This window comes from Pseudomonas sp. CROZ-RG-20F-R04-15 (genome assembly GCF_022662375.1).
GTDB lineage: Bacteria > Pseudomonadota > Gammaproteobacteria > Pseudomonadales > Pseudomonadaceae > Aquipseudomonas.
In genome coordinates, this window is sequence record NZ_JAKNQL010000032.1 from 1 (window position 1) to 25,361 (window position 25,361).

At 58.9% G+C, this 25,361-nt stretch carries 22 protein-coding genes and 2 pseudogenes; 6 read left to right on the top strand and 18 right to left on the bottom strand.

The genetic code is table 11. The annotated features are described in order from the left end of the window. A pseudogene (locus L8H52_RS30475) lies at positions 1–1,065 on the top strand (RHS repeat-associated core domain-containing protein); the annotation flags it as partial. 8 nt (positions 1,066–1,073) lie between these two features. Further along, complete coding sequence (locus L8H52_RS27900) at positions 1,074–1,490, top strand: hypothetical protein (RefSeq protein ID WP_242209747.1); 417 nt, start codon at positions 1,074–1,076, stop codon at positions 1,488–1,490. Positions 1,491–1,527: 37 nt separating this feature from the next. Here the strand turns inward: L8H52_RS27900 and L8H52_RS27905 are convergent, their stop codons facing one another. After that, positions 1,528–3,318 carry a bifunctional diguanylate cyclase/phosphodiesterase gene (locus tag L8H52_RS27905; protein ID WP_242209749.1) on the bottom strand — a complete coding sequence of 597 codons (1,791 nt, stop codon included), beginning with the start codon at positions 3,316–3,318 and terminating at the stop codon, positions 1,528–1,530. 134 nt (positions 3,319–3,452) lie between these two features. Then, the gene (locus tag L8H52_RS27910) at positions 3,453–5,537 is read right to left on the bottom strand and encodes a carboxy terminal-processing peptidase (protein WP_242209751.1); all 2,085 of its coding nucleotides are present in this window, start codon (positions 5,535–5,537) and stop codon (positions 3,453–3,455) included. A gap of 138 nt (positions 5,538–5,675) precedes the next feature. Between L8H52_RS27910 and L8H52_RS27915 the strand changes: the two genes are divergently transcribed. Next, on the top strand, positions 5,676–6,638 hold the full coding sequence (locus L8H52_RS27915; RefSeq protein WP_242209752.1) for a zinc-binding dehydrogenase: 963 nt from the start codon (positions 5,676–5,678) through the stop codon (positions 6,636–6,638). A gap of 147 nt (positions 6,639–6,785) precedes the next feature. On the opposite strand, the gene L8H52_RS27920 is transcribed toward L8H52_RS27915, so the two are convergent. From L8H52_RS27920 to L8H52_RS27950, 7 genes and pseudogenes are all read right to left on the bottom strand, one after another. Continuing rightward, complete coding sequence (locus L8H52_RS27920; protein ID WP_242209756.1) at positions 6,786–7,439, bottom strand: HAD family hydrolase; 654 nt, start codon at positions 7,437–7,439, stop codon at positions 6,786–6,788. Positions 7,440–7,473: 34 nt separating this feature from the next. Continuing rightward, complete coding sequence (locus L8H52_RS27925; RefSeq protein WP_242209757.1) at positions 7,474–8,463, bottom strand: ABC transporter ATP-binding protein; 990 nt, start codon at positions 8,461–8,463, stop codon at positions 7,474–7,476. Further along, entirely contained in the window at positions 8,460–9,260 is an 801-nt protein-coding gene (locus L8H52_RS27930) for an ABC transporter permease (RefSeq protein ID WP_034156555.1), read from the bottom strand. The genes L8H52_RS27925 and L8H52_RS27930 overlap by 4 nt, the downstream gene beginning before the upstream one ends. Further along, positions 9,247–10,092, bottom strand: coding sequence for an ABC transporter permease subunit (locus L8H52_RS27935; protein WP_242209758.1), 846 nt, complete (start codon positions 10,090–10,092; stop codon positions 9,247–9,249). Before L8H52_RS27935 ends, L8H52_RS27930 begins: the two co-directional genes overlap by 14 nt. Beyond that, entirely contained in the window at positions 10,089–10,895 is an 807-nt protein-coding gene (locus L8H52_RS27940; protein WP_242209762.1) for an alkaline phosphatase family protein, read from the bottom strand. The genes L8H52_RS27935 and L8H52_RS27940 overlap by 4 nt, the downstream gene beginning before the upstream one ends. Before the next feature lie 50 nt (positions 10,896–10,945). Further along, positions 10,946–11,035, bottom strand: a pseudogene (locus L8H52_RS30550) (metal ABC transporter ATP-binding protein); the annotation flags it as partial. 41 nt (positions 11,036–11,076) lie between these two features. After that, on the bottom strand, positions 11,077–12,144 hold the full coding sequence (locus L8H52_RS27950) for an ABC transporter substrate-binding protein (protein ID WP_007916337.1): 1,068 nt from the start codon (positions 12,142–12,144) through the stop codon (positions 11,077–11,079). A gap of 350 nt (positions 12,145–12,494) precedes the next feature. Between L8H52_RS27950 and L8H52_RS27955 the strand changes: the two genes are divergently transcribed. Further along, the gene (locus tag L8H52_RS27955; protein ID WP_064121017.1) at positions 12,495–13,208 is read left to right on the top strand and encodes a UTRA domain-containing protein; all 714 of its coding nucleotides are present in this window, start codon (positions 12,495–12,497) and stop codon (positions 13,206–13,208) included. A 504-nt stretch (positions 13,209–13,712) separates the two neighbouring features. On the opposite strand, the gene L8H52_RS27960 is transcribed toward L8H52_RS27955, so the two are convergent. From L8H52_RS27960 to minC, 8 genes are all read right to left on the bottom strand, one after another. Continuing rightward, positions 13,713–15,047 (bottom strand): amidohydrolase, encoded by a 1,335-nt coding sequence (locus L8H52_RS27960; RefSeq protein ID WP_242209764.1) that lies wholly within the window; start codon positions 15,045–15,047, stop codon positions 13,713–13,715. Between the two features lie 65 nt (positions 15,048–15,112). Next, on the bottom strand, positions 15,113–17,266 hold the full coding sequence (locus L8H52_RS27965) for a mechanosensitive ion channel domain-containing protein (protein WP_242209770.1): 2,154 nt from the start codon (positions 17,264–17,266) through the stop codon (positions 15,113–15,115). Positions 17,267–17,343: 77 nt separating this feature from the next. Continuing rightward, on the bottom strand, positions 17,344–17,520 hold the full coding sequence (locus tag L8H52_RS27970) for a hypothetical protein (protein WP_242209771.1): 177 nt from the start codon (positions 17,518–17,520) through the stop codon (positions 17,344–17,346). Between the two features lie 184 nt (positions 17,521–17,704). Beyond that, complete coding sequence (locus tag L8H52_RS27975) at positions 17,705–18,994, bottom strand: M18 family aminopeptidase (protein ID WP_007919200.1); 1,290 nt, start codon at positions 18,992–18,994, stop codon at positions 17,705–17,707. Positions 18,995–19,173: 179 nt separating this feature from the next. Beyond that, positions 19,174–19,809 carry an RluA family pseudouridine synthase gene (locus L8H52_RS27980; RefSeq protein ID WP_007960625.1) on the bottom strand — a complete coding sequence of 212 codons (636 nt, stop codon included), beginning with the start codon at positions 19,807–19,809 and terminating at the stop codon, positions 19,174–19,176. A gap of 91 nt (positions 19,810–19,900) precedes the next feature. Beyond that, complete coding sequence (gene minE / locus L8H52_RS27985; RefSeq protein ID WP_003223146.1) at positions 19,901–20,155, bottom strand: cell division topological specificity factor MinE; 255 nt, start codon at positions 20,153–20,155, stop codon at positions 19,901–19,903. After that, complete coding sequence (gene minD / locus L8H52_RS27990) at positions 20,155–20,967, bottom strand: septum site-determining protein MinD (protein ID WP_007913953.1); 813 nt, start codon at positions 20,965–20,967, stop codon at positions 20,155–20,157. The genes minE and minD overlap by 1 nt, the downstream gene beginning before the upstream one ends. A 169-nt stretch (positions 20,968–21,136) precedes the next feature. Continuing rightward, the gene (gene minC / locus L8H52_RS27995) at positions 21,137–21,874 is read right to left on the bottom strand and encodes a septum site-determining protein MinC (protein WP_026000431.1); all 738 of its coding nucleotides are present in this window, start codon (positions 21,872–21,874) and stop codon (positions 21,137–21,139) included. A gap of 117 nt (positions 21,875–21,991) precedes the next feature. Here minC and L8H52_RS28000 point away from each other — a divergent pair, with 117 nt between their 5' ends. Both L8H52_RS28000 and L8H52_RS28005 read left to right on the top strand, forming a co-directional pair. Beyond that, the gene (locus L8H52_RS28000) at positions 21,992–22,924 is read left to right on the top strand and encodes a lipid A biosynthesis lauroyl acyltransferase (protein ID WP_242209773.1); all 933 of its coding nucleotides are present in this window, start codon (positions 21,992–21,994) and stop codon (positions 22,922–22,924) included. 35 nt (positions 22,925–22,959) lie between these two features. Continuing rightward, positions 22,960–24,132, top strand: coding sequence for a patatin-like phospholipase family protein (locus L8H52_RS28005; protein WP_242209775.1), 1,173 nt, complete (start codon positions 22,960–22,962; stop codon positions 24,130–24,132). Between the two features lie 90 nt (positions 24,133–24,222). Here L8H52_RS28005 and L8H52_RS28010 read toward each other — a convergent pair whose 3' ends face one another. After that, positions 24,223–25,008, bottom strand: a complete 786-nt coding sequence (locus tag L8H52_RS28010; protein ID WP_242209776.1) for an outer membrane protein OmpK — start codon at positions 25,006–25,008, stop codon at positions 24,223–24,225. Positions 25,009–25,361: the final 353 nt, after the last annotated feature.

A 25,361-nucleotide genomic window follows, 5' to 3' on the forward strand; every position in this document is an offset into this window, starting at 1 on the left:
CGCCAGTTACCGCTACGACGCCTTCGGCCGACGCATCAGCAAAACCGTCGGCGACGTCACCACCGAGTTCTTCTGGCAAGGCGATCACCTCGTCGCCGAGAGCAGCGAAAGCGAATACCGCAGCTACGTCTACGAACCCGGCACCTTCCGTCCGCTGGCGCTGCTCGACGGCAAAGGCCCGAAAAAAGCCTGCCCGTTCTACTACCAGCTCGACCACCTCGGTACCCCGCAGGAACTCACCGACTACAGCGGCGACATCGTCTGGTCGGCGCAATACGACGCCTACGGCAAAGTCGCCGCACTGACCCTGGCCGGCAACGACTACCTGAACCAGCCGCTGCGCTTTCAGGGGCAGTACTTCGATGCGGAAAGCGGACTGCATTACAACCGCCACCGGTATTACGACCCGCGGCTGGGGCGGTATCTGACGCCGGATCCGATCAAGTTGGCCGGTGGGTTGAATCAGTACCAGTACGTGCCGAATCCGACGGGGTGGGTGGATCCGTTGGGATTGAACTCGAATTGCCCGCCACCCAAAAAAAATAAGAACCAGAAGTGCTCAGTACCAATTCAGGCTAACAAGCCTAATGTAAATCAAGGGTTACCTGTCGTTCCGGCTGTTGGCAAAGATGGGCCGCAAAATGAAGCTGAAGCGAAGCGTCAGGTATTAGCTTGGAACAGACAATACAGAATGCACTCAGTAGAAAAACATGGGCCAGAGATTGATGATGCGGCTTTAAAGCAGAGGTCAATAGACGGCTCGCATCCAACAAAAAAGGCGTTAGAGGGATGGTGGGCCCGAGCTCTCAATTCAGTAGTTGGATGATGCAATTTCGAGCGTTGCATTTTGCTTTATCTAGAATGCATAAAAAAAATCCTGAGCCGACAGGATATGATGCTGACCAAAACCCTATTGTTAGGATGAAGCTGCCAGGGGCAGGCCGTGGCTACAAGCCCAATACAAGAGATCTAAGCAATCCTCGTTATATAGATAGCTTGGATGGGGCAGAAGTGAAGTTTGATAAGCGAGATATTAAGCGGCCATTTACTGGTTTTCCGAGATAGGTGAAGTTATGTTGATGCAGCCATTTACAAAGTTTCCATATAAGCCGCGGCTCTCTCATGTTTTGAGTGGAATATCGATTTACGATCGGGAAGAAACGCTTGGTAAAGCATTGTGGGTTTACGATCCTAATAAGTATGAGGATCAACAGGAAATAATTAAAAAATTCATTATTCCTGAATTTGATTATTTAACCTATCGTCATAGATTTTTGATTTATAAACTCCTTGAAAGCCATTTGCAGGATACTCGTTTTGATTTTTCTGGAGAGTTTGAGAGTGACTATGATGATCCGAGAGTGCTCGCATGGGACGAGACGGAAATAATAGACTCCCGTGGTTTTTTTGAACATGTATATGAGATCGCCAGTGAGTCGTGGAAGGATGATTTGCTTCGCGCGAGCCTTGAAGATCAAACTCAATGGTGACTTTGAATGGTCTAGTCGTTTCGTGCAGTTGAAGAAATCAGCGTTGCCCAATTAACTGTGATTGATGGAGGTTAGACATGGAAAGACTATCAATCACATGCACGCTATACCCCGGAACATTCTTCGCATGATGCTTCGCCTGCGAGGCCATTTCCGCAAGCTGACTAGCGTCGAGTTGCGCACAGGCTTCGGGGTGTAGATGCACCACGCCAATGGAAAGCGACAACAGCGGAAACTCCTGCCGCACCCCTTGGCGATTCGGCGCAATAAAACATCCCGCCTCAAGGTGTTCTGGCCGGTAGAAACGTCGGCACTGACTCTGAAAGTCATCAAGCAGTTGATTAAGACGTTTACGCCACTCTTCCGGGCCGAGAACGAGGAGGAAATCGTCGCCGCCAATATGGCCAACGAAGTCACGGGTCGGGTCTACCCGCTCGTTGAGGCATTGCGCCAGACACAGCAACACTTCGTCACCACGCCCGTAGCCGTAGATATCGTTGAAGGGTTTGAAACTGTCGATGTCGACGTAGCAGATGACCGATTCGCGCCCCTGCTGCAGCAACCGCGTCAGGCATTGCTGAATCGGCACATTACCCGGCAACAAAGTCAGCGGGTTGGCATAACGAGCCTGCTGGATCTTTAGCTCGGTGATCAGCTTGAGCACGTCGATCACCCGGCCGAGGCCCAGGTAGCCGCCGTTAAGAGTAATGATGAAGTCCTCTTCGATGCGCTGGCGGGCGCGGCTGGTGATCAGGCGGCTGACCTGTTGCAGCGACTGACTCATTTCCACGGCGAGGAAATCATCGTTCATCAGGCGGCTGATCGGTTTGCGCGCGAACAGGTCGGTGGCGAACGGTTTCAGCAGGGCATCCGACAAGGAATGGCGGTGGACGATACCGCAGGGTTGGCCTTGTTCGTCTAGCACCGCCAGTGAGTTGAGGTTGGCCTGGCGACGAAAGGCTTCCAGCACAGTGGCGGTCGGTGTATCGCGATGGACCGCCGGCTGGTCGTTGAGCAGGGCGCTGAGGTCGCTGCCCTCGTCGTTCAGCGCAACGCTGCTGCTGTCGTGTTTGGGCATCAAGGCGCGGGCATCGCGGGGCGGGTGTTCCTGGGGGCGACCGAGCAAGTAACCCTGCACCAGATCGACGCCCATTTCAGTCAGTACCGCGAGTTCTTCCGGCAGTTCGATACCTTCGGCGATGACTTGCGCGCGCGAGGCTTTGGCGATTTGCAGGATCGAGCCGACAAACTCTCGTTTCAGCGCATCCTGATGAATGCCGTCAATGAAGTGCCGGTCGATCTTCACATAGTCCGGGCGCAGTTCGGACCATAACCGCAGGCTCGAATAACCGGCCCCGAGATCATCCAGCGCAATGGAAAAACCCATCGCCCGATAGTGATGCAAGGCCGTTTGCAGTAACTGGAAATCATCGATCGGTGTTTGTTCAGTCAGCTCGATGACGACCTGACTGGGTGGAATGCCGAAATCCTGCAGCAACTGCAACGTGCGCCCTGGTTGGTGCGCAGCTTCGAGTAACGACTCGGGCGAGACGTTGAGAAACAGTTTGCCCGGCAGTTGCTGCTCGTTGAAGCGACGGCAAGCGCTTTGCCGGCAGGCGATTTCCAGTTCGCTCAAACGTCCAGCCTGACGCGCTACGGCGAACAGTGCGATCGGCGAGTGAAGAGGGCTGTTGGACGGGCCACGGGTGAGGGCTTCATAGCCAAGAATACGCCGTTCGGAGAGGCTGATGATCGGCTGGAACAGGCTGTGTAAACCGCTTTGAGTCAGGATCGAGCTCAAGGCACTCAGCTGTTCGGTCGTGGTCATGGCAATCTCTGGCGATAAAAAAAGGACTGGGAGCGCTCTCGATGAAGAGAGTGGCTCCCAGTCCTTTATTGCACGACAGAATGATGACTGTTTGATGACGATCCGGGGATCGTCAGCACTAAATTGCCATCATCTTACTTCTTGGCCACCTGATTGCTCAGCTTCAGGTAATCCAGCAGCACACGCCCGGTTTCGCTCAGGTAGGCGTCGTCTTCTGGTTTGACCTTGTCCGGGTCGGCAGCCGCGAGCGCGTCGTCGTCTTCTTTCTTCAGCTCTTTGAGCGGCTCTTCGCCTTTGGCTTTGCGACGGATGTTTTCCATCGCCAGTTGCTTGGCGTCGATGTCGTTGTGCTGGGCACGGCGCTCGGCTTCGTTGAGGCTGACGGTTTTTTCTTCCATCAGTTTCTGCGCCAGGGCCAGCTTGTCACGGATGAACACGAACTCGGCATCCTTGGCGGTGCGCGTGTCATGTTCGGACTTGAGCTGGGCCAGGAATGGCTTGAACGGATCGGCCGCCGGTTTGATTGCCGCGCGGATGGTGTCCCACGGCATGGCTTCCGGCAGAGCGCTCTCGCCGATTTCCTTGGTGTCGATCAGCGACGGGTAGTCGATGTCCGGCAACACGCCCTGATGCTGGGTGCTCTGCCCGGATACCCGGTAGAACTTGGCCAGCGTCAGTTTCAGTTCGCCATGGTTCAGCGGCTGAATGGTCTGCACGGTGCCTTTACCGAAGGTCTGGCCACCGATGATCAGCGCGCGGTGGTAGTCCTGCATGGCGCCGGCGAAAATCTCCGAAGCCGAGGCGGACAAGCGGTTGACCAGGAGTGCCATCGGACCTTTGTAGAACGCGCCCGGGTTTTCATCTTCGAGTACGTCGACGCGACCATCGGCGTTACGCACAAGTACGGTCGGGCCTTTGTCGATGAACAGGCTGGTCAGCTCGGTAGCTTCCTGCAGGGAGCCGCCACCGTTGTTGCGCAAGTCGATGACCACGCCGTCGACTTTGTCTTTCTGCAGTTCGGTCAGCAGTTTCTTGACGTCACGGGTGGTGCTCTTGTAGTCCGGATCACCGGCACGGAACGCCTTGAAGTCGAGGTAGAAGGCCGGGATCTCGATCACGCCGAGTTTGTAGTCCTTGCCGTCCTGTTTCAGGCTGAGGATGGACTTCTTCACGGCCTGGTCTTCGAGCTTCACCGCTTCACGGGTGATCGGCACGATCTTGGTGGTCTGGTCGTTCGGCGCGTTGCTCGCCGGAATTACTTCCAGACGCACCACGGTGCCTTTCGGACCACGGATCAGTTTGACCACTTCGTCCAGACGCCAGCCGACCACGTCGACCATCTCTTTGTTGCCTTGGGCAACGCCGATGATCTTGTCGGCCGGGGCGACTTGTTTAGTCTTGTCAGCCGGGCCTGCCGGCACCAGACGTACGACTTTCACCTGGTCGTTGTCGCTCTGCAACACGGCACCGATGCCCTCGAGGGACAGGCTCATGTTGATGTCGAAGTTTTCCGCGTTATCCGGCGACAGATAGTTGGTGTGCGGATCGTAGGACATGGCGAAGGTGTTGATGTAGGCCTGGAAGATGTCTTCCGGACGGGTCTGGTCCAGGCGCGCCAACTGGTTCTTGTAGCGCTTGGTCAGGGTTTCCTGGATCTGCTTCGGCTCTTTGCCGGCGATCTTCATCCGCAACACTTCGTCCTTGACGCGTTTGCGCCACAGGTCGTCGAGCTCAGCGATGGATTTGAGCCAAGGGGCGTCCTTGCGATCGATCAGCAAGGTCTCCTTGGTGGTGAAGTCCATCTTGTCGACGCCTTTGTTCAGCTCGACAAGGGCGAAGTCCAGACGCGCCTTGACGCGGTCCAGATAGCGCTTGTAGATGGTGAACCCGGCGTTGAGGTCGCCGCTTTTGAGAAAGTCGTCGAACTGGGTCTTCCACTTGTCGAATTCGGCGATGTCGCTGGCCATGAAGTAGCTGCGCGACGGATCCAGCAGCTTGATGTAGCTGTCATAGATGATCACCGAGCGCGCATCGTCGAGCGGCGGCTTGCTGTAGTGGTGACGCTTGAGCAACTCGACGACGTTCAGGCTGGCGATGACTTCATCGCGATCAGGCTGCAATTTGTCCCAGCTGTTGGCTGCGAATGTATTGCCCGACACCGGCAACAAACCGATACCGATGAAAAGAGCGAGGGCGGTGCTGGGGAGCAAATGCTTCATGCTGATTCGACGCGGGGACAATTGATAACGCATATTAGGCCGTCTTTGAAGTCGCCGGTTCTACGAGAGCCGGTCGCATAATGCAAAAAGCCCGGCGCTACAGCTTCGGGCTCAGTCCAGACTCACTATGGAGGCACTGTGAAGGCATTGCAAGGCGTTGACGGTCAAGTGGCATGGGTTGAAGAGCCGAGTCCTACGTGTGATGTAGGACAAGTCCGCATTCGAGTGGCGGCAGCTGGCCTTAATCGCGCCGATTTATTACAGAAAGCAGGGCTCTATCCGCCGCCACCAGGGGCCAGCCAAGTGCTCGGTCTTGAGTGCTCCGGGGTCATCAGCGAGGTCGGCGCGGGCAGTGCCTGGCAAGTCGGCGATCGGGTTTGCGCCCTGCTGGCCGGGGGCGGGATGGCCGAAGAGGTGGTGGTCGACGGACGGCACGTGCTGCCGGTTCCCGAAGGCGTCTCGCTGATCGAGGCGGCGGCATTGCCCGAGGTTTACGCAACAGTCTGGCTGAATGTGTTTCAACTTGCGGCGCTCAAACCGGGTGAGAAAGTTCTCTTGCACGCCGGCGCAAGTGGAATCGGTTCAGCCGCCATTCAGTTGTGCAAGGCGTTTGGCAATCCGTGTTGGGTCAGCGTCGGTTCGGCCGAGCGTTTGGCGTATTGCGAGGCGCTGGGCGCGCAGGGCGGGGTGGTGCGCACCGATGATCTGGAGAGCCTGCGTGATTTCGGGCCGTTCAATGTGATTCTCGATCCGGTGGGTGGCAATTATTCGGCGTTGAATCTCAAGCTGATGGCGCTGGATGGGCGTTGGGTGCTGATCGGTTTGATGGGCGGCCGTGAGGCGAAACTGGACCTGGCACAGGTATTGGCCAAGCGTGTGCAGTTGCTCGGCTCGACGTTGCGCAGCCGTGATGATCAGTTCAAGGCGGATTTGTTGAGTGATCTGGGCCAGCAGGTGTGGCCGCTGTTTGCCGAAGGGCGGTTGAGTCCGCAACTGGCCAAGGTGTTTTCGGTGAAGGATGCCGAGGCGGCGTTTGCCGAGTTGGCGAGTAATACCGTTTCTGGAAAATTGGTATTGGTGATTGACGAAAGTCTGAGCTGACTTGCAGGAGAAGCCCCTCACCCTAACCCTCTCCCAAAGGGAGAGGGGACTGACCGGGTTGTTCTGCCGGGCTACATCGACCTGAGGCATCGAGTTGAACTCAGGTTTGGGATGTCAGCCTGTCTGCAATTGCAGATTAAATCTTTGTCATTTCCAGAGGTGGATCGGCCAGCCGGATTTTTCGGCGTGCTCAAGCAGCACCGGATCCGGGTTGACGACGTGCGGGAAATCCACTTTCAGCAACAACGGCAGATCATTGCGCGAGTCGGAATAAAAACTCGCGCCTTCCAGGTTTTCCTCTTCAGCATCCAGCCATTCCAGCAAACGGGTGATCTTGCCTTCCCGGTAGGTCAGGGTGCCAACGGTGTGGCCGCTGTACACGCCATGCGCGACTTCCAGTTCGATACCGAGAACTTCATCAATGCCCAGTCGATCTGCAATCGGTTTGACCAGGTGCGTGCCCGACGCCGAGATCACCAGAATCCGGTCGCCGGCCTTGCGGTGGGCGGCGATGGTTTTCGTCGCATCGCTGAAGATGATCGGTTCGATGAAGTCTTCCACCCACGGCCCGACCAGATGCTCGACTTCTTCCGGGGTACGTCCGATCAACGGCTCCAGGCTGAATTCCATGTAGTCTTCCATGCGCAATTTGCCATGGCTGTAGGCGTCCATCAGCTCATTGTTCCTGCGCATGAACGACTCGGGATCGACCCAGCCGAGGCGCCCCATCTGCTCGCTCCAGAGGGTGGCGCAGTCGCCGTGGATCAACGTTTCGTCCAGATCAAAAATTGCCAGGGCCATCAGTGCAGTTCTCTCTTCAACGTCAGCAAAGTCATCAGGCTACCTCACACAGGGCTGTCGGATCGATGGAAAGCGCCAGACGCTGACCATCGGGATGCAGATCGGCGGCCGAGCGGTTGAGCACATCCACCACCAGTTCCACGCCGCGCGCCTCGATCCTGTAACGGATGACGTTGCCGAGCAGGCTGTGGCTGCGGATCTGCGCATCGAGTTCGCCGTTGAGGCTCAGTTCGATGGCTTCCGGGCGAATGGCGACGCGATGATTGATCGGGCGTTGCAACAGCTTCGACGCGGCTTCGGCGTCGAGCAGGTTGTAGTTGCCGATGAAGCCGGCGGCGAACACATCGACGGGCGCGGTGTAGAGGGTTTCGGCGTCGCCGCTCTGTACGATTTTTCCCTGATTCATCAGGAAAATCCGGTCAGACATGGTCAGCGCTTCTTCCTGATCGTGTGTGACGAAGATCGTCGTCAGGCCGAGTTCGCGCTGAATCTGGCGGATCTGTTCGCGCAGGTGTTTACGAATTCGTGCATCGAGTGCCGACAGCGGCTCATCCAGCAGCAGCAGGCGCGGGCGGGTCACCAGCGAACGGGCGAGGGCCACACGCTGACATTGGCCGCCGGATAATTGATGTGGGTAGCGGCTGGCGAAGTCGTTCAGTTCAACCAGTTTCAACACTTCGGTAACGCGTTTATGACTGTCTTCGGCGTTGACCTTCTGCATGCGCAAACCGAAGGCGACGTTTTGCTCGACGGTCATGTTGGGAAACAGCGCGTAGCTCTGGAACACCATGCCGATCCCGCGTTTCTGCGGACTCAACGGCACGATATCGACGCCATCGAGCAGGATCTTGCCGCCATCGACCGGCGTCAGCCCGGCGATACAACGCAGCAGAGTCGACTTGCCGCAACCGGACGGGCCGAGGAGGGTGACGAATTCGCCTTTGTTGATTTCGCAGTTGATGTCGCTGAACACCGTGGTGCCCGCGTAGTTTTTCTGCAGGTGTTGGACGCTGACATAGCTCATTCGCTTTTGTCCTTGTTCAAGATGTTGGCGATCCAGGTCAGGACCAGCACGAAAAAGAAGTACGAAATGACCAGCGCACTGGTGAAGTGGCCGCTGCTGTTGCGCATGTTGTTCAGGTAAACCTGCAGGGTTTCGTAGCGTGTGCCGACCAGAATGTTGGCAAAGACGAACTCACCGAAGAGGAACGAGAACGACAGCAGCAACGCGACCATCAGGCCTTTGCGCAGGTTGGGTAGCACCACCAGGAACGCCGCCTGAAAGGTGCTGGCGCCGAGCAGTTGCGCCGCGTCCATCAGGTCACGCAGGTTGATCGCTTGCAGGTTGTTGGTGATCGCCCGGTACATGAACGGCAGCGCTACGGTGAAGTAGCAACCGATCAGGATCCACGGCGTGCCGACCATCGCCATCGGCCCGGAGCCGTAGAGCTGCAACAGGCCCACCGACGACACCACCGGCGGCACCGCGAAAGGCAGCAGGATCAGAATGTTCATCAGCGCATCGAGTTTCGGGAAGTGGTAATGCACGACGAACAGCAGCGGCAGGATCAGCACCACCGACAACACCAGCGCACCGACGCACACCAGCAGCGACTGGCCGAATGCATGAAGGAAACGCGGATCGCTCCACAGCTGGATGTACCACTTGAAGGTGAAACCACTGGGCAGGATGGTCGCCGACCAACTGCTGGCGATCGAGTAGACCAGCGTGCCTGCCAGCGGCAGCAAAAGGATCGCGAACAGCAGGTAAACCACGACGCGGTGGTAGAGGCCGGCCGGGCCGGATTCAGCGCGAGACATGGTAGCTCCTCTTCAACAGCAGTTGATGCACGACGGTGACGATGGTCATCAGTGCCACCAACACTACGGCCAAAGCGCTGGCCAGATTCGGATCGAGGGAAATATCGCCGGAGACCATTGCTGCGATACGGATCGGCAGGACGTTGAAGTTGCCGGTAGTCAGGGCGTAAACCGTGGCGTAGGCGCCGAGGGCGTTGGCCAGCAGGATCACGAACGTACCGAGCAACGCCGGGGTCAGTACTGGCAAACCGATGTACCGCCAGAACTGCCAGCCATTGGCCCCGAGCAGTGCGGCGGACTCGCGCCAGTCTTCACGCAAGGCGTCGAAAGCCGGATAAAGCAGCAACACGCCGAGGGGAATCTGGAAGTAGGTGTAGAGAATGATCAACCCGGTTTTCGAGTACAGGTTGAAGTCCTGAATGATCCCCGACTGCTTCAACATGATGGTGATGCTGCCGTTGAACCCGAGCAGGATGATGAACGCGAACGCCAAAGGCACACCGGCAAAGTTGCTGGTCATGTTGGCGAAGGCGTTCACAAAGTTGCGCAGTTTCGAGTCAACCCGGCGTAGCGAATACGCGCCGAGTACGGCGATGATGATGCCGAACACGCTCGACCAGAAACTGATTTCGAGGCTGTACTGGATGGCCTGTAAATAGAATTTCGAGCTGAAGATCTTGGTGAAGTTTTCGATGCCCCAACCGAACTCTTCCGATTGCAGGCTGTTGATCATCACCCAGACCAGCGGGGCGATTTCGAAGACGATAAAGAACAGTGCGAAGGGCACCAGGCACAACGCCGCCAGCCATTTGCCGCGAGTCATGGAATTCACTTGAGCAGCTCCCGGCACACAGGTTTGTCGTGGGGCGCACCGAGCAGTTCGCAGACGGTGCCGCAGATTTCCGTCTGCTTCGGTGCGGCATCAGCGTTGAGGCTGAACGCATCACCGAGGACAAACAGCGGCACCTGGCGTTCTTCCGGCAACAGGCCGTTGTGCGAGCGGTCATTGTTCATGCCGTGGTCGGCGGTCACCAATACCTGATAACCAGCGTCGAGCCAGCTCTGCAGGTAGTCGGCGAGGATGATGTCGGCGAAGCGCGCGCTGTTGCGGTATTGCGAAGAGTCGAGGCCGTGCTTGTGTCCGGCGTCGTCGATGTTCATCGGGTGGATCAGCAGGAAGTTCGGATCGTGGCGCAGACGCAGGTTTTCGGCGTCGGCGAACAGGTGCGAATCCGGGTAGTGATCGCTCCAGTAGAAATGCCCGTGCTGGATCGGCAGCGACAGATTGTCGGTGTGGCGGTCGCGTGCCGCCACGAACGGCGAATGGTTATACAGCTCGCTGACCCAGTGATACGCCGCCGCTGCGGTTTTCAAACCGGCGTCGCGGGCATAGTGATAAATGCTGCGCTGATTGGACAGGCGCGAAACGTTGTTGTGGACGATGCCGCTGTCGATCGGCGGCACGCCGGTGAGGATGCATTCATAAAGCGGTCGGGACAGGGCCGGCAGCTCGCACTCCAACTGGTAGAGCGCGGCGCGTCCTGCGCCAACATAAGCCTGCAGATGCCCCATGGCGTGACGCGCGACCTCGTAGTTGAGGCCGTCGAGCACGACAAGGATGACGTTGTGCTTCATAGGGGCAAAAACTCCGCGAAACAGGAAATTTCAGATTCAGCCGAGATCCCCTGTGGGAGCGAGCCTGCTCGCGAATGCGGCAGATCATTCAACATTGATGTCGACTGACACGACGCCTTCGCGAGCAGGCTCGCTCCCACATTTGGATCTTCAACAGATCACGCAGTAGTGATCAGCCGGTTTATTTCATCTCTACGATGACTTCTTCGTTCCACTGCTGTGGCAGGGCCTTGGAAGTCTTTTCCCACGCATCGGCGTCTTTGATCGGGGTGACCTTTTTGTACTGCTCGTTCGGCAGCAGCTTGGCCTTCACGTCTTCCGGCAGTTGCAGGTGCTCGGCGCGGATCGGACGGGCGTTGCCACGAGCGAGGTTGGTCTGGCCGGCGTCGCTGAAGATGTATTCGCGGGTCAGCTTGGCGGCGTTCGGGTTTTTCGCGTATTTGTTGATGATCGTGGTGTAACCGGAAATCACCGAACCGTCGGACGGGATCAGCACCACGTAGTCATCCGGGTTGGCCATCTTGGCTTTGTAGCTGAGGCCGTTGAAGTCCCAGACCACACCGACTTCGATCTCGCCTTTTTCCATGGTGGCGATGGTCGGGTTGGCCATCGACAGGCGACCTTGCTTGGCGATGTCGGCGAACAGCAGCAGCGCCGGCTTGATGTTTTTCTCGTCGCCACCGTTGGCCAGTGCCGCCGCGAGTACACCGTTGGCGGCTTGTGCAGCGGTGCTCACGTCACCGATGGATACCTTGTATTTGCCGCCCTTGAGGTCAGCCCATTTGGTCGGTACTTCGGAACCGTGCAGCAGCTTTTTGTTGACGATGAAGGCGATGGTGCCGGTGTAGGCCAGTGCCCAGTTGCCGTCCTTGTCCTTGGCCCAGTCCGGGACTTGATCCCAGGTGCTTGGTTTGTACGGCTGCACCACGCCTTGCTTGACCGCGATCGGGCCGAAAGCGGCGCCGACGTCGCCGATGTCAGCGGTGGCGTTGTCTTTTTCTGCAGCGAACTTGGCGATTTCCTGGGCCGAGCTCATGTCGGTGTCGATGTGCTTGAGGCCGTAGGTTTTGGCCAGGTCTTCCCAAGTGCCTTTCCAGTTGGCCCAGTCATCGGGCATGCCGACGCTGTTGACGGCGCCTTCCGCTTTCGCAGCGGCTTCGAGGGTTTTCAGATCGGTGCCGGCCGCCATGGCGGAGGTGCACATTGCAATGGTCGAGCCTAACAGTGTTGCCAGGAAAAGCTGTTTCATTCCGAAGCTCCTTGGTCGTGTTCAACGCTGCGATTGCGGTGTGTGTTGGTCTAGGTCAGCAATACCTGAGCCAATTTAAGCGGGCTGGATGACACTTTGATGTCGGCAGCCCTGCGGGAGGCCGTTTATTTGCCCGGTATCGGCGGCTGCCAAGTAAGCGTAGACCATGCTCAAAGCCCCGCAGGGCAGGGAATTGGCCGATGTATTGCAAGTCATGAAGACGACCGTTCGGTAGTTTTGTCATCTCTCGGTCATCTGCACTGCCTAGGCTTGCAACATCAGAAAACGGCTTGATCGCCGTGCGGTTTTGCCCCGAAACAGTGCTGGTCTAGTCCAGATAGGTAACGTTGATGCGCGATGAGGCAACAAAAGCGGTGACAGCGATTGGCCAGGTGTTGCAAGAGCAACTCGACCACGGCTTGTTGGCGGCGGGCAGCAAGTTGCCGGCCGAGCGCAAGCTCAGTGAGCTGTTCGGCACGACGCGGATTACCGTGCGTGAGGCGTTGTTGCAGTTGGAGGCGCAGGGACAGATTTATCGCGAGGAACGGCGCGGCTGGTTCGTGTCGCCGCCGCGTCTGGCGTACAACTTGATGCAACGCAGTCACTTTCACGCGATGGTCAGTGCGCAGGGGCGGGTGCCGTCGACCGAGGTGATTTCGGCGCGTTTGCAGCCGGCTTCTGCGGCGGTGTGTGCCTGGTTGCAACTGCCGGCGTTGTCGAGTGTGATTCAGATTTGTCGGTCGCGGCGCATTGATGGGCGGTTGGTGTTGTATGTGGAGCACTATTTGAATCCGCAGTTTTTTCCGGGGATTCTTGAGTTTGATTTGAATCAGTCGATTACCGAGTTGTATGCGCGGCATTACGATTTGCACTATGGGCGGGTGCGGTTTGAGATTGTGCCTACGTCACTGTCGGTGGATGCGGCGGCGGCTTTGCGGGTGTCGGTGGGGAGCCCGGGGTTGCGGATTGCTCGGGTTAATTATGATCAGCATGAACGGTTGATTGATTGTGATCTGGAGTTTTGGCGGCATGATGCGATTCACGTCGGGGTTGATGTGGTTTGATTGTTTTGGGGGTATATCCGTTGCTTCGGGTGCTGCTGATCAGGGTTCCGCCCTTACGGCGGGTCACTTTTTCCAGACGCCGAAAAAGTAACCAAAAAGGCTTGCTCCTGCGTGCGGCCCGCTCGCTGGGGCTCGGGGTTCCTTCGCTGCGGGATCGATCCGGGCGCAACGCCTACGGTTTGCTTCGCTGCACCTCCTCTCGCTGTGTTTGGCTTCGCCAAACGGTCGCTGCGCTCTCACCCCCGGATCAATCCCTCCACTCAGCCTTCCGACGTCGCCCGTGGATCAAGATCAAAAGCGGTACTCGAGCTAACGCTCATTGTGTTGAGTGGGGCGGCTTTGCCGCATGGGGTGTTCGCAAATTAAAACTGTGGGCGCTGCGGTACGACGGTTCGACCTGCCAGCGATGGCGGCCTGACAGCCGACCAATTTCTGGCAGCCTGCACACGGTCCAATTGTGGGAGCGAGCCTGCTCGCGAAAGCGCTCCCACAGTCACCTCAACCCTACTCGCCAGCCCCCGCATTCGCATACAAATAATCAGTCGCCAACGAGGCCAATGTCCTCACGCCCACCACCAGCGCCGACTCATCGACAAAGAACCCGGGATTGTGATTCGGCGCTGCCTTGCTCATGTCCTGGTCCCTCGGGGTTACGCCGAGAAAGACAAACAATCCCGGTACTTCCTTGGCATAGAACGAGAAGTCTTCCGCGCCGCCCACCAGCGGTGCATTCACCACATCGTCCTTGGCCGCCCACTTCAACGTCGGCAGCATTTTTTCCGTCAGTGCCGGGTTGTTGATGGTCGGGTCGTATTTTTCGATGATGGTCACGTCTGCTTTTGCGCCGCCGCTTTCGGCGATTTTTTCCACGGTCTGGCGTACGTCGGCATGCAGTTTCTGGCGGATGCCGTAGTCGTAGGAGCGGATCGTGCCGGTCATGTCCACGGATTCGGGAATGATGTTGTAGCGCGTGCCGCCGTTGATGGTGCCGATGCTGACCACTGACGGGTACGAGGAGATATCGGTGCGGCGGCTGACTACAGTTTGCAGGCCGACGATGGTTTGCGCGCCGACGGTGATCGGGTCGATGCCGTCCCATGGGCGGCCGGCGTGGGTTTGTTTGCCGAGGATTTTGATGCGCAGGTCGTCGGAGCTGGCGAGGGTGGCGCCTGGGCGGTAGGCGATCTGGCCGGCGGGGACGCCGGCCCAGACGTGCAGGCCGAAGACCGCATCGGGTTTCGGTGATTTCATCACGCCTTCCTCAATCATCATTTTCGCGCCCCAGGTGTTTTTGCCGTCGGGGATGAAGTCGCTTGGGCCTTCTTCGGCGGGCTGGAAGTAGAACACCACTGTGCCGGGCAATGTGTCGCGCATGCCCGTGAGAATTTTCGCCGTGCTCAGCAGGATGGCGGTGTGCGCATCGTGGCCGCAGGCGTGCATGACGTCGACTTCTTTGTCGAGATAGGTGCCTTTGGCTTTTGAGGCGAACGGCAGGTCGGAAACTTCCTTGACCGGCAGCGCGTCCATGTCGGCGCGCAGGGCCACGGTCGGGCCGGGCAGGGTGCCTTTGAGGACGGCAACCACGCCGGTACGGGCGACGCCGGTTTTGACGTCCAGGCCCATGGCTTTGAGTTGTTTGGCGACCAGCTCTGCGGTGCGTTTTTCCGTGTTGCCGAGTTCCGGATGGGCGTGGATATCGCGGCGGGTTTCGAGCAGTTCGGGCTCGAGCTTTTGCGCTTGTTCGGCGATTTGCGTGCGGGTGCTTTCCAGCGTGGCGGCGCCGGCGTGGCTGGCGAAAAGGCCGAGTAGAACGGCTTGGGCAATGCGCGTCAGTTGCATCGGGTTTCTCCTTGCTTATTGTTGTCGGGCTTCCCTGCCTGTGACTGCAACCGCGCGCCTGAGTGCTATTCCTTCGGCTGACCGCCACCGGCAGTGATCACTTGCACGCTCATGCGCGGGGTTGCCAGATCGAGTCCGGCTTCGTCGAGATGGCGTTTGAGCGACAGGTTGAAGGCTCGGGAAACTTCCCACTGTTTGATCGGCGCGGTCTTGAACCGGGCGCGCAGAATTGCACTGCCTGACTCGAAACTCTCGACACCCTGAATCTCCAGCGGCGACCAGATGTTGCGTCGCTGCAACGGATCGGTGCGCATCTTCTGCCCGACTTCGCGCATCAGTTTGATCGCGTCGTCGATTTCCATGTTGTACGGCACCGCCACGCGGAAGATCGCGTAACCGAACTCCCGCGAGTAGTTCTTGATGCTTTTGATTTCGCTGAACGGGATGGTGTGAACGATGCCGTCGATGTCGCGCAGGCGCACGGTGCGGATGGTCAGGCCTTCGACGGTGCCGAGGTGGCCGCCGACATCGACGTAATCATCGATGGCCAGCGAGTCTTCGATGATGATGAACAGGCCGGTGATCAAATCCGCGACCAGCGACTGCGCACCGAAACCGATGGCCAGACCGATCACACCGGCACCGGCCAGCAGTGGCGTGACGTTCATGCCCATGTTCGCCAGCGCGACGATCAGCGCGATGATGAAGATCGCCACGAACAGCACGTTGCGGATCAGCGGCATCATCGTTTGTGCGCGGGCATTTGCCAGACCTTTGCGCGAACGCGTGAGGGCGTGGTGCACGGCGGTGTCGGCGAGGATCCAGATCAGCCAGGAAAAAATCAACGTACCGGCCAGGCTGAACAGTTTGACGCTGACGTCATGCCCTTCACCCTCGGCGAAACCGATCAGCGACTGGCCCCACACGCGCAGGCCGAGCTCGATAAAGACCAGCCAGACCATCAGGTGCGCGAGGGTGTAGAAGAAGCTTTTCAGGCGTTCGGAGTAGAGCGCGTGGCGTTTCGGCCCGCGTTGCGGTTTAAGTGAATGACGGCGCACGAGGCCGTTGATCACCATGCACAACACCAGCAATACGGTGCAGATCAGCGATTGGCGCAAGGCAGTGCTGGTGTCGCCGGCGGAAACGAACGTGGCGAACAGCGAGATGCCGACCAGCACCAGCGCCGGCACGTACCAGAAGGTGCCAAGGATTTCGATGGTGTCGCTGAGGGCGCGGCGGGTCAGGCGTCGGGACAGCGGCTGGTTGCGGATCAGATGCGCAATCGGTCGGCGGAAACGCAGGATGAACAGACCGGTCGACAGTGCCGCGAGAACGTTGGCGATAGTCGCGGCGGTGTGGGCCAGATGCACACCCAGGCTTTCGATCAGGCGCGGATCATTCAGCGCTTCACCGAACGCGGCGAAGCTGCCGATCAGCCACAGCGGCCGGAACGCCTGATGACGCAGGATGTACAGCGCGCGATGGCGGTGCGGGCCGTCGAGCAGGGAAAACGCGATCACGCAGATCGCCGAAAAACAGGTGCCGACCACCAGCGCATAGGCCAGCACCATCGCCAGGCTTTTGCCCAGTGACGACGGCAGCGCGTAGCTCATGTAGACCGTCATTACCAAAGCGATCAGCCACGGCCCGAGCTTACGCAGCGCAAAGCGCAGCATGTCGAGGGCCTTGGGGTGTTGCGGCAACTCTTCGGTCAGGCCGAAACGCATGCGCACGCGGTGACCGAGCCAGATCAGCGCGGCGGCGAGCAGGCTCCAGACCATCAGAATCATGGCGAAACCGAAGATGATTGGCAGCCATTCGTTGGCCGGCAGCATCATCGCACTCAGTTCGTCCTTGGCCAGGTCGAACTCGTTGCCCCAGCGGTTGAGCGGGCTGTCGGCGCCGGTGAATTGTTTTTCGAAATTAGCGAGAGTGCCGCCGATCAGGCCGAGCACGCCTTCTTCGGGGCTGGCCTGGGCTTTTTTGGTGGCGTCGCGCAGCTTTTTGAGATCGGTCAGCAACTGCGCGCGTTGCTTGTCGTTTTCCAGCGACTTGATGACTTCGTCGAGGGACTGGCCAAGCGGTTCCTGGGCTTCGGGCTGGGCTTTGTTGGTGTTGAGCAGCCCCGGCAAACCGACGGCCTGGGCAGGCGCCAGCGGCAGCAGCGTCATCAGGCAGACGAGGAACAGACTGGGCAAAGCAAAAAGACGAGCGAACACTAGGCGGTCAACCTCGCAAGGGGCGGATTCGCTGGAGTGTACGAGGCCCACCAAAGCAATGCGAGCCGGGCGCGGATTTATTCGTTGAGTTTGGCGAGGATCTTGTAGACCACGGTAGCGAGGATCATCAGCATGCCGATCCACATGGCGAAGACGCCAGCGTTCTTGTCACGGAAGTTGAAACCGACGGCCAGCAGGAGCATCCCGGTGAGGATCGGCACGAGCATGGCGTGGAAGGAAGACATCGTGATCATGGAGACTGCCTTGTCGAAATGAGTGATGTAAGTCTAGGTCGGTTTTGGCTGAGCCGTTCTGATGTGTATCAGAATTGAGCCGGTTTCAAAATGAAATCTGTGCTGCCTGGACTGACGCTTTCGCGAGGAGGCTCGCTCCCACATTGGAATGCATTTCAAACTGTGGTAGCGAGCCTGCTAGCTTTTAAGGCAATTCGCGGCAGGCGTAGAACGCGCTCAGCACTTTGACCAGATGCGCCAGGTCATGGCTGCCGCACAGCTCACGGATCGAGTGCATGGCGAAGGTCGGCAGGCCGATATCGACCGTGCGCACACCGAGGTGGCTGGCGGTGATCGGGCCGATGGTCGAGCCACAGCCCATGTCGCTGCGCACCACGAAACTTTGCACTGGCACTTCTTCGGCCATGCACAGATGGCGGAAGAACCCGGCGGTTTCGCTGTTGGTGGCGTAGCGCTGGTTGCTGTTGACCTTGATCACCGGGCCGGCGTTGAGTTTCGGGCCGTGGTTGGCGTCGTGCTTTTCTGCGTAGTTGGGGTGCACGCCGTGGGCGTTGTCGGCCGAGACCAGCAGGGATTTCTGGATGGTGCGGACGAACTCGTCACCTTCCGGCAGCAGACGGCGCAAGGTCTGTTCGAGCATCGGGCCGTCGGCACCGCAGGCCGAGCAGGAGCCGACTTCTTCGTGGTCGTTGCACACCAGCACGCAGGTTTCGTCGGTTTCGGCGGTGAGCAAGGCTTGCAGGCCGGCGTAGCACGACAACAGGTTGTCGAGGCGCGCGCCAGCGATGAAGTCACCGTTCAGGCCAATCACAGCAGCGCTTTGCGTGTCGTAGAAACTCAGCTCGTAATCGAGCACGACGTCGGCGTTCAAGCCGTGTTCGCGGGCCAGTTGATCGGTCAGCACTGCGCGGAAGTCGACACGCTCGTCACCGGCAAATTGCGCGAGGATTGGCGGCAGTTCGGTCTGTGCGTTGATCGCCCAGCCCTGATTGGCTTCACGGTTGAGGTGAATGGCCAGGTTGGGAATGATGGCGATCGGCGCCTTGAAGTCGATCAACTGGCTTTCGACCTTGCCGTCGCGGCGGAAAGTCACGCGGCCGGCCAGCGACAGATCACGGTCGAACCACGGTGCCAGCAGCGCGCCGCCGTAGACTTCAACGCCCAGTTGCCAGAAGCCCTGACGCTGCAGTTCCGGCTGCGGTTTGACCCGCAGGCACGGGCTGTCGGTGTGCGCGCCAACCAGACGGATGCCGCCGTGCAGGGGTGAGGTGCGGCCCATTTTGATCGCGACGATCGAGGAGTCGTTACGGGTGACGTAATAGCGGCCGTTTGGCTCGGTGGTCCATGGCTCGCGCTCGTCGAGGCGCACGAAACCGGCGGCCTCCAGACGCTGCACCAGACTGGCGGTGGCGTGGAACGGGGTAGGGGAGGCCTTGAGAAAGTCGATCAGGCCTTGGTTCAACTCTTCGCGCATAAGAAACTCCAGACAGCAATGGGCGGGAGTTTAACGCATCGGCGGGGGAATTGAATCTGCACCGGGGCCCCTGTGGGAGCGAGCCTGCTCGCGAAAGCGATTGATCAGTCAACATCAATGCAGAATGTGATAGCGCTTTCGCGAGCAGGTTCGCTCCCACAGGGTTTCGGTGGTGTCCGTCAGAACGGTGCAGGGCACTCGAAGCGCAGGCGTTCGCCGGTTTGCGGATGGGTGAAACTGAGCATGCTCGCGTGGAGGCACAGGCGTGGCCATGCCGCCAGCGCCTGCTCGTGGGCGTAGAGCCCGTCGCCGAGCAGCGGATGCCCGATCGACAGCATGTGCACGCGCAACTGGTGCGAACGGCCGGTAATCGGCGTCAGCTCGACGCGGCACCAGTCGCCGCAGCGCTCCAGCACGCGCCAGAAGGTCAGCGCATGTTTGCCGAATTCATGGTCAACCACGTGGCGCGGTTTGGTTGGTGGGTCGTAACGCAGCGGTAAATCGATGCTGCCGCTGTCCAGTTCCGGCTGACCCCAGGCCAACGCGGTGTAGGCCTTTTCGGTTTCGCGGTCGTGAAACTGGCGCGACAGTTCGCGGTGCGTGTCGGCGTCACGCGCGAGCAGAATGATGCCGGAGGTTTCCCAGTCCAGACGATGGACGATGCGCGCTTCCGGGTAGCCGTTTTCCTGCAGGCGGGTAATCAGGCAATCCTTGTTGTCGTCGGCGCGACCGGGCACCGAGAGCAGCAACGTTGGTTTGTCGACCACCAGTACGGCGGCGTCCTGATGGATGATGCGGATGTTGGACAGCGGCATTAAAACAGCCTCGTAACAAATGCCAACGGCGGTTCAGGGCCATTCCCGCGTGGGGATGGCCCTGAACCGCCGTCGTTCCTGCCGGATCGACTCAGCGATCAGGCAGGGTGATGTTGAGTTCCAGAATCGAGCAACTGCCCTGGCTTTCCAGTGCAACATGTACGTCGTCGTTGCCGATGTTGACGTACTTGCGGATCACGTCGACCAGTTCCTTCTGCAAGGCTGGCAAGTAATCCGGCGTGCTGCGCTGGCCGCGCTCATGCGCCACGATGATCTGTAGACGCTCTTTCGCTACCGAGGCGGTACTTGGCTTTTTGTTGGCACGAAAGAAGTCAAAAAGGTTCATTACCTACCTCCAAACAGGCGCTCGAAGAATCCCTTCTTCTCGACATCGAGGAAACGGTGGGCTTTTTCTTTGCCCAGCAAACGGTCGACGGTATCGCTGTAAGCCTGACCGGCATCGCTCTGGTCGTCGAGAATCACCGGTACGCCCTGGTTGGATGCCTTGAGCACCGCCTGGGATTCCGGGATCACGCCGAGCAGGGTTACCGAGAGGATTTCCTTGACGTCTTCAACGCCGAGCATTTCGCCCTTTTCAACACGCTCTGGATGGTAGCGAGTGATCAGCAGGTGTTCCTTGATCGGGTCTTCGCCACGTTCGGCGCGACGCGATTTGCTCGCCAGCAGGCCGAGCATGCGGTCCGAATCTCGTACCGAGGACACTTCCGGGTTGGTCACGACGATCGCTTCGTCAGCGAAGTACATGGCCAGGTGTGCACCTTTTTCGATGCCGGCCGGGGAGTCGCAGACGACGAACTCGAATTGTTCCTTGAGCTCCATCAGGACTTTTTCCACGCCTTCGACAGTCAGCGCGTCTTTGTCGCGGGTCTGACTGGCGGCCAGTACGTAGAGGTTTTCCAGACGCTTGTCTTTGATCAGCGCCTGTTGCAGGTTGGCTTCGCCGTTGACCACGTTGACGAAGTCATACACCACGCGGCGCTCGCAACCCATGATCAGGTCAAGGTTACGCAAGCCCACGTCGAAGTCGACGATCACTGTTTTGTGGCCGCGCAGAGCGAGGCCGGTACCGATAGCGGCGCTGGTGGTGGTCTTACCCACACCACCCTTGCCGGATGTAACCACGAGAATCTTGGCCAAGGTGTTTCACCCCTAAGGAAGAAGGACTTTTTAGCCCCTGAAAAACATCTCTTGAAAACTACTGCAGTCGGACAGCCTTGGCTGGAATTTGGCTTTGAGCCTTTTTCCTACTTCGTTTGAGCCGTTTTCGCTACGTTTTAGAGATGCTTGGAAAATGCGGCAGTATCCGTTAAAGCCGAATGATGTTCAACACGTCGCCCGACAGGCTGACCTGTACGCCCGAGCCCCACATCGGGTCGCGGCGCAAATCTTCGGAAACCTTGTAATGACCGGCGATGGAGATCAGTTCAGCGCTCAATTGCTGACAGAAAATCCGTGCCTTGGTATCACCCTTCACGCCGGCCAGCGCACGGCCACGCATCGGGCCGTATACATGGATGTTGCCATCGGCGAGAAGTTCCGCCCCCGGACTGACCGAAGACACCACGACCAGATCGCCACCCTGGGCATATATCTGTTGGCCACCACGTACTGGCGTGGTGATGACGCGGGTCGGTTTGACCGTTGGCTCCGGCGGTTTTTCCGGCTTCTTTTTGACTTCGGCTTCTGGAGTTTCCAGCGGCCGTTCACGGGCGCCCGACGGCGGCAGCACCGGAATATCGATGGCGATGGCGGCGGCGATGTCTTCGATGCGGCTGGCGCGAATCGCCAGGGTGCGCAGGCCATGTTGACGGCAGACGCGCATCAGCCCCGGCAGATCGACGGCACCTTCGCTCGGCGGCAGTTTGTCCAGCGCCAGAACCAGTGGCGCGTTGCTGAAGAAGTTCGGCGCCTGGGCGACTTTGGCGGCCAATTGCCGATCGAGGCTTTCGAGGTCGTTACGGGCCAGTTCCAGCACAGTAATGGCCAGCATGCTGCCCTTGAGCTGGAATACGGGATCTTGGTCTAACGGTTCGGTTTGGCTCATGTCGGCATACAACGGCTTGTCACTAAAAGTGCCGAGACTTATAACGAGAACGCCCGCGAGCCGCAAGCCGGGTCGAACGATGTAGAATGCGCGGCCACTGTATTTACGGAAGCTTTAATGGATCGCCCGCGTTTTCGAAAAGCATTTTTATCGCCACGCTTCTGGCCGCTCTGGTGCGGTCTGGGGCTTTTGTGGCTGATCGTGCAGTTGCCGTATCCGGCCTTGCTGACCATCGGTCGCGTTCTGGGCGCCTTGATGTATCGCGTGGCCGGCGACCGGCGGCGCATCGCCAAGCGCAATCTTGAGCTGTGCTTCCCGGAAAAGTCCGCCGCCGAGCGCAAACGCCTGCTCAAGGAAAACTTCGCCTCCACCGGCATCGCTTTTTTTGAAATGGCCATGAGCTGGTGGTGGTCGCGCGAGCGTCTGGCCAAGCTGGCTCACGTTGAAGGCCTGGAGCATTTGCAAAAGGCCCGGCGCGAAGGCAAAGGCGTGATCCTGATGGCGGCGCATTTCACCACGCTGGAAATCGGCGCGGCACTGCTCGGTCAGCAACACACCATCGACGGCATGTACCGCGAACACAAGAATCCGCTGTTTGATTACGTTCAGCGCCAGGGCCGTGAGCGGCACAACCTCGATTCGCTGGCGGTGGAGCGTGACGACGTGCGCGGCATGCTCAAGTTGCTGCGCTCTGGCCGGGCAATCTGGTACGCACCGGATCAGGATTATGGCGCCAAACAAAGCATCTTCGTGCCGCTGTTCGGCATTCAGGCGGCGACGGTGACGGCGACGACCAAATTTGCGCGGCTGGGTAAGGCACTTGTAGTGCCGTTCACTCAGGAGCGTCTGGCCGATGGCAGTGGATACCGCTTGGTCATTCATCCGCCGCTGGAAGATTTTCCCGGCGAGACCGAAGAAGCCGACTGCATCCGCATCAATCAGTGGGTCGAGAGCGCCTTGCGTGCCTGCCCCGAGCAATACCTGTGGGCGCATCGCCGCTTCAAGAGCCGGCCACCGGGCGAGCCGAAGCTGTACGCCAAACGCCGTTGATTGACCCATCCTTTTGAGCACCATGGAGTGTTGCGATGAGCCCAGCTGAACCGGTCACAGGTTTGATTCTTTCCGGCGGCGGGGCTCGGGCGGCGTATCAGGTGGGAGTGCTGGCGGCGATTGCCGAGTTGCTGCCATTGGGTGCGGACAATCCGTTTCCGGTGATCGTCGGCACCTCGGCCGGGGCGATCAACGCGGTCAGCCTGGCCAGTGGCGCTACCGATTTTCGTGCCGCCATCGAACGTCTCACCTTGTTCTGGCAGGGCTTTCGCAGCCATCGCGTGCTGCGCAGTGACTGGCCCGGGGTTATTCGTCAGGCCAGTCGTTTTGTCAGCCACAGCTTATTGGGCATGGGCCGGCAACTGCCGGTGGCGCTGCTCAACAGTTCACCGCTGCGCGTCCTGCTCAATGAAAAACTGCACATGCCCGGCATCGCCGAATCCATTGCACGCAAGCAATTGCATGCGGTGGCGGTGACCGCGTTCGGCTATGAATCCGGACAAGCGGTGACGTTCTATCAGGGCGGCGGCAAGATCGATTCGTGGCTGCGCCATCGGCGCATCGGGGTGCCGACGCAACTGTCGGTGGATCATTTGCTGGCGAGTTCGGCGATTCCGTTGTTGTTCGCGCCTGTGAAAATCGGTGATGAATATTTCGGTGACGGCGCGGTGCGGCAATCGGCGCCGATCAGCCCGGCGCTTCACTTGGGGGCGAGCCGGGTGCTGGTGGTGGGCGTCAGCGGCAACCCGCGCGGGTTTGATCCGCAGCAGCCGCTGGAGCGCACCTACACCGGACAACAGCCGACGCTGGCGCAGATTGGCGGGCACATGCTCAACAGCACGTTCATTGACAGCCTCGAGAGCGATATCGAGTTGCTGCAGCGTCTCAACCAGTTCAGCCACTTGATGCCCGCCGGCACGCCGACCCGCGAGCTGGGTGTGGCGCCGGTGGAAGTGCTGGTGATCTCGCCCAGTCAGCCGATCGATGAAATCGCGGCGCGGCATCGCCAGGAATTGCCGGCGGCGTTGCGCTTGTTTTTGCGCGGGCCGGGGGCGACCAAGACGAGTGGGGCAGGGGTGTTGAGTTATCTGCTGTTCGAGGCGGGGTATTGCAGCGAGTTGATTGATCTGGGGCGCAGGGATGCATTGGCCAAGCGTGAAGAACTTTGCCGGTTTTTGGGGATATCCGCGGCGGTGGCCCCGGCCTGAAATCTGCAGTGAGGCCTTCGCGAGCAGGCTCGCTCCCACATTGAAACCCGGTCGAATGTGGGAGCGAGCCTGCTCGCGAAGCTTTTAAGATCAGAAGTGGAACTTCACCAGGAAGCTGGTCACGTTCTGATTGGTGGTGAACGCACGGGTGTCGTCGATCCCGTACTTGTCTTTCCAGTAGTCGTACTCAACACCGACGTACAGCTGCTTCTCGCCGAAATTCAGCGCCTTGCCCAGGTCGTATTTGACCTGTGGGTTGAAGTGAAGGTTGGCGTGGTATTCGCCACGGTTGTTGACGTCGTTGTCGACCACCCAGTCCATGTAACCGTCGATCAGCACGTTGGAGTCGCCAACCGGAATGGTGTAGGACCAGACCGGGGTGATCTGCCAGACGTTGTCACCCGGGCGCGAGCCTTCGGTGTGGCGCTGGTAGAAGTTCAGCTGGAAGTAGTCGAAACCCGGGATGGCCAGGTCGAAGCCAGGACCGATCAGGTAGGACTCGACGTCTCCCTCGCCGAACTCGTAAGTCATTGCCAGCAGGACGTCCTTGATCGGGCCGAATTCGATCTTCTGGTCGAGCACCTTGCCCAGCGAGATACGCGGCTGGAACTCGCCGTAGTAGGTGTTCGGGCCGACGTTGAAGTCTTTGGCACCGTTGTAGAAGATCTTGTCGACGAACAGGAAGTTGTCCCCGTACTTCCAGGCATCGGCGTGCTCGAAGGTGACGGTCTGCTGAATCGCAGGATTGACCTTGAAGTCTTTACCGTAGAGGTAGGTCAGGCTGTTGTTCTGCCACTGCAGCAGGCCATCGGCCATGGCCTGGCCGCCGGCCAACATCGATCCCGCGAGCATCAGGCTGGTGCACATACGTTTCATTCGGTTGCTCCCAAAGTAGGTGTTCCACGTTTATTTTTTTAAGATCGGCGCTCTGGTGTGGCGCCTTTTTTCGTTGCTGCAAAAAGTCATCCGATCGGTCAGCTTCGTTGCTGTTAGCAAGAGCCGAGCCAAGGCTTTCGAAACGCAAAAAAACGCCCTCTCGGCTGCTGAAAAACAGTCGATTGCGCGCGTTTTCGGGATGCCTCGGTACTGGCCGGGGCCGGGATAAGTTGGCCCGTCGGTCAGGAATTAAATCCGGGCTTTTTTTTAGACCGAATTCAGATGGCCGCGGAGAATACTGACTCAACGGCCAGGTCTCAAGTGCCCCGCAACAGAGCACCGACGACAGGTAT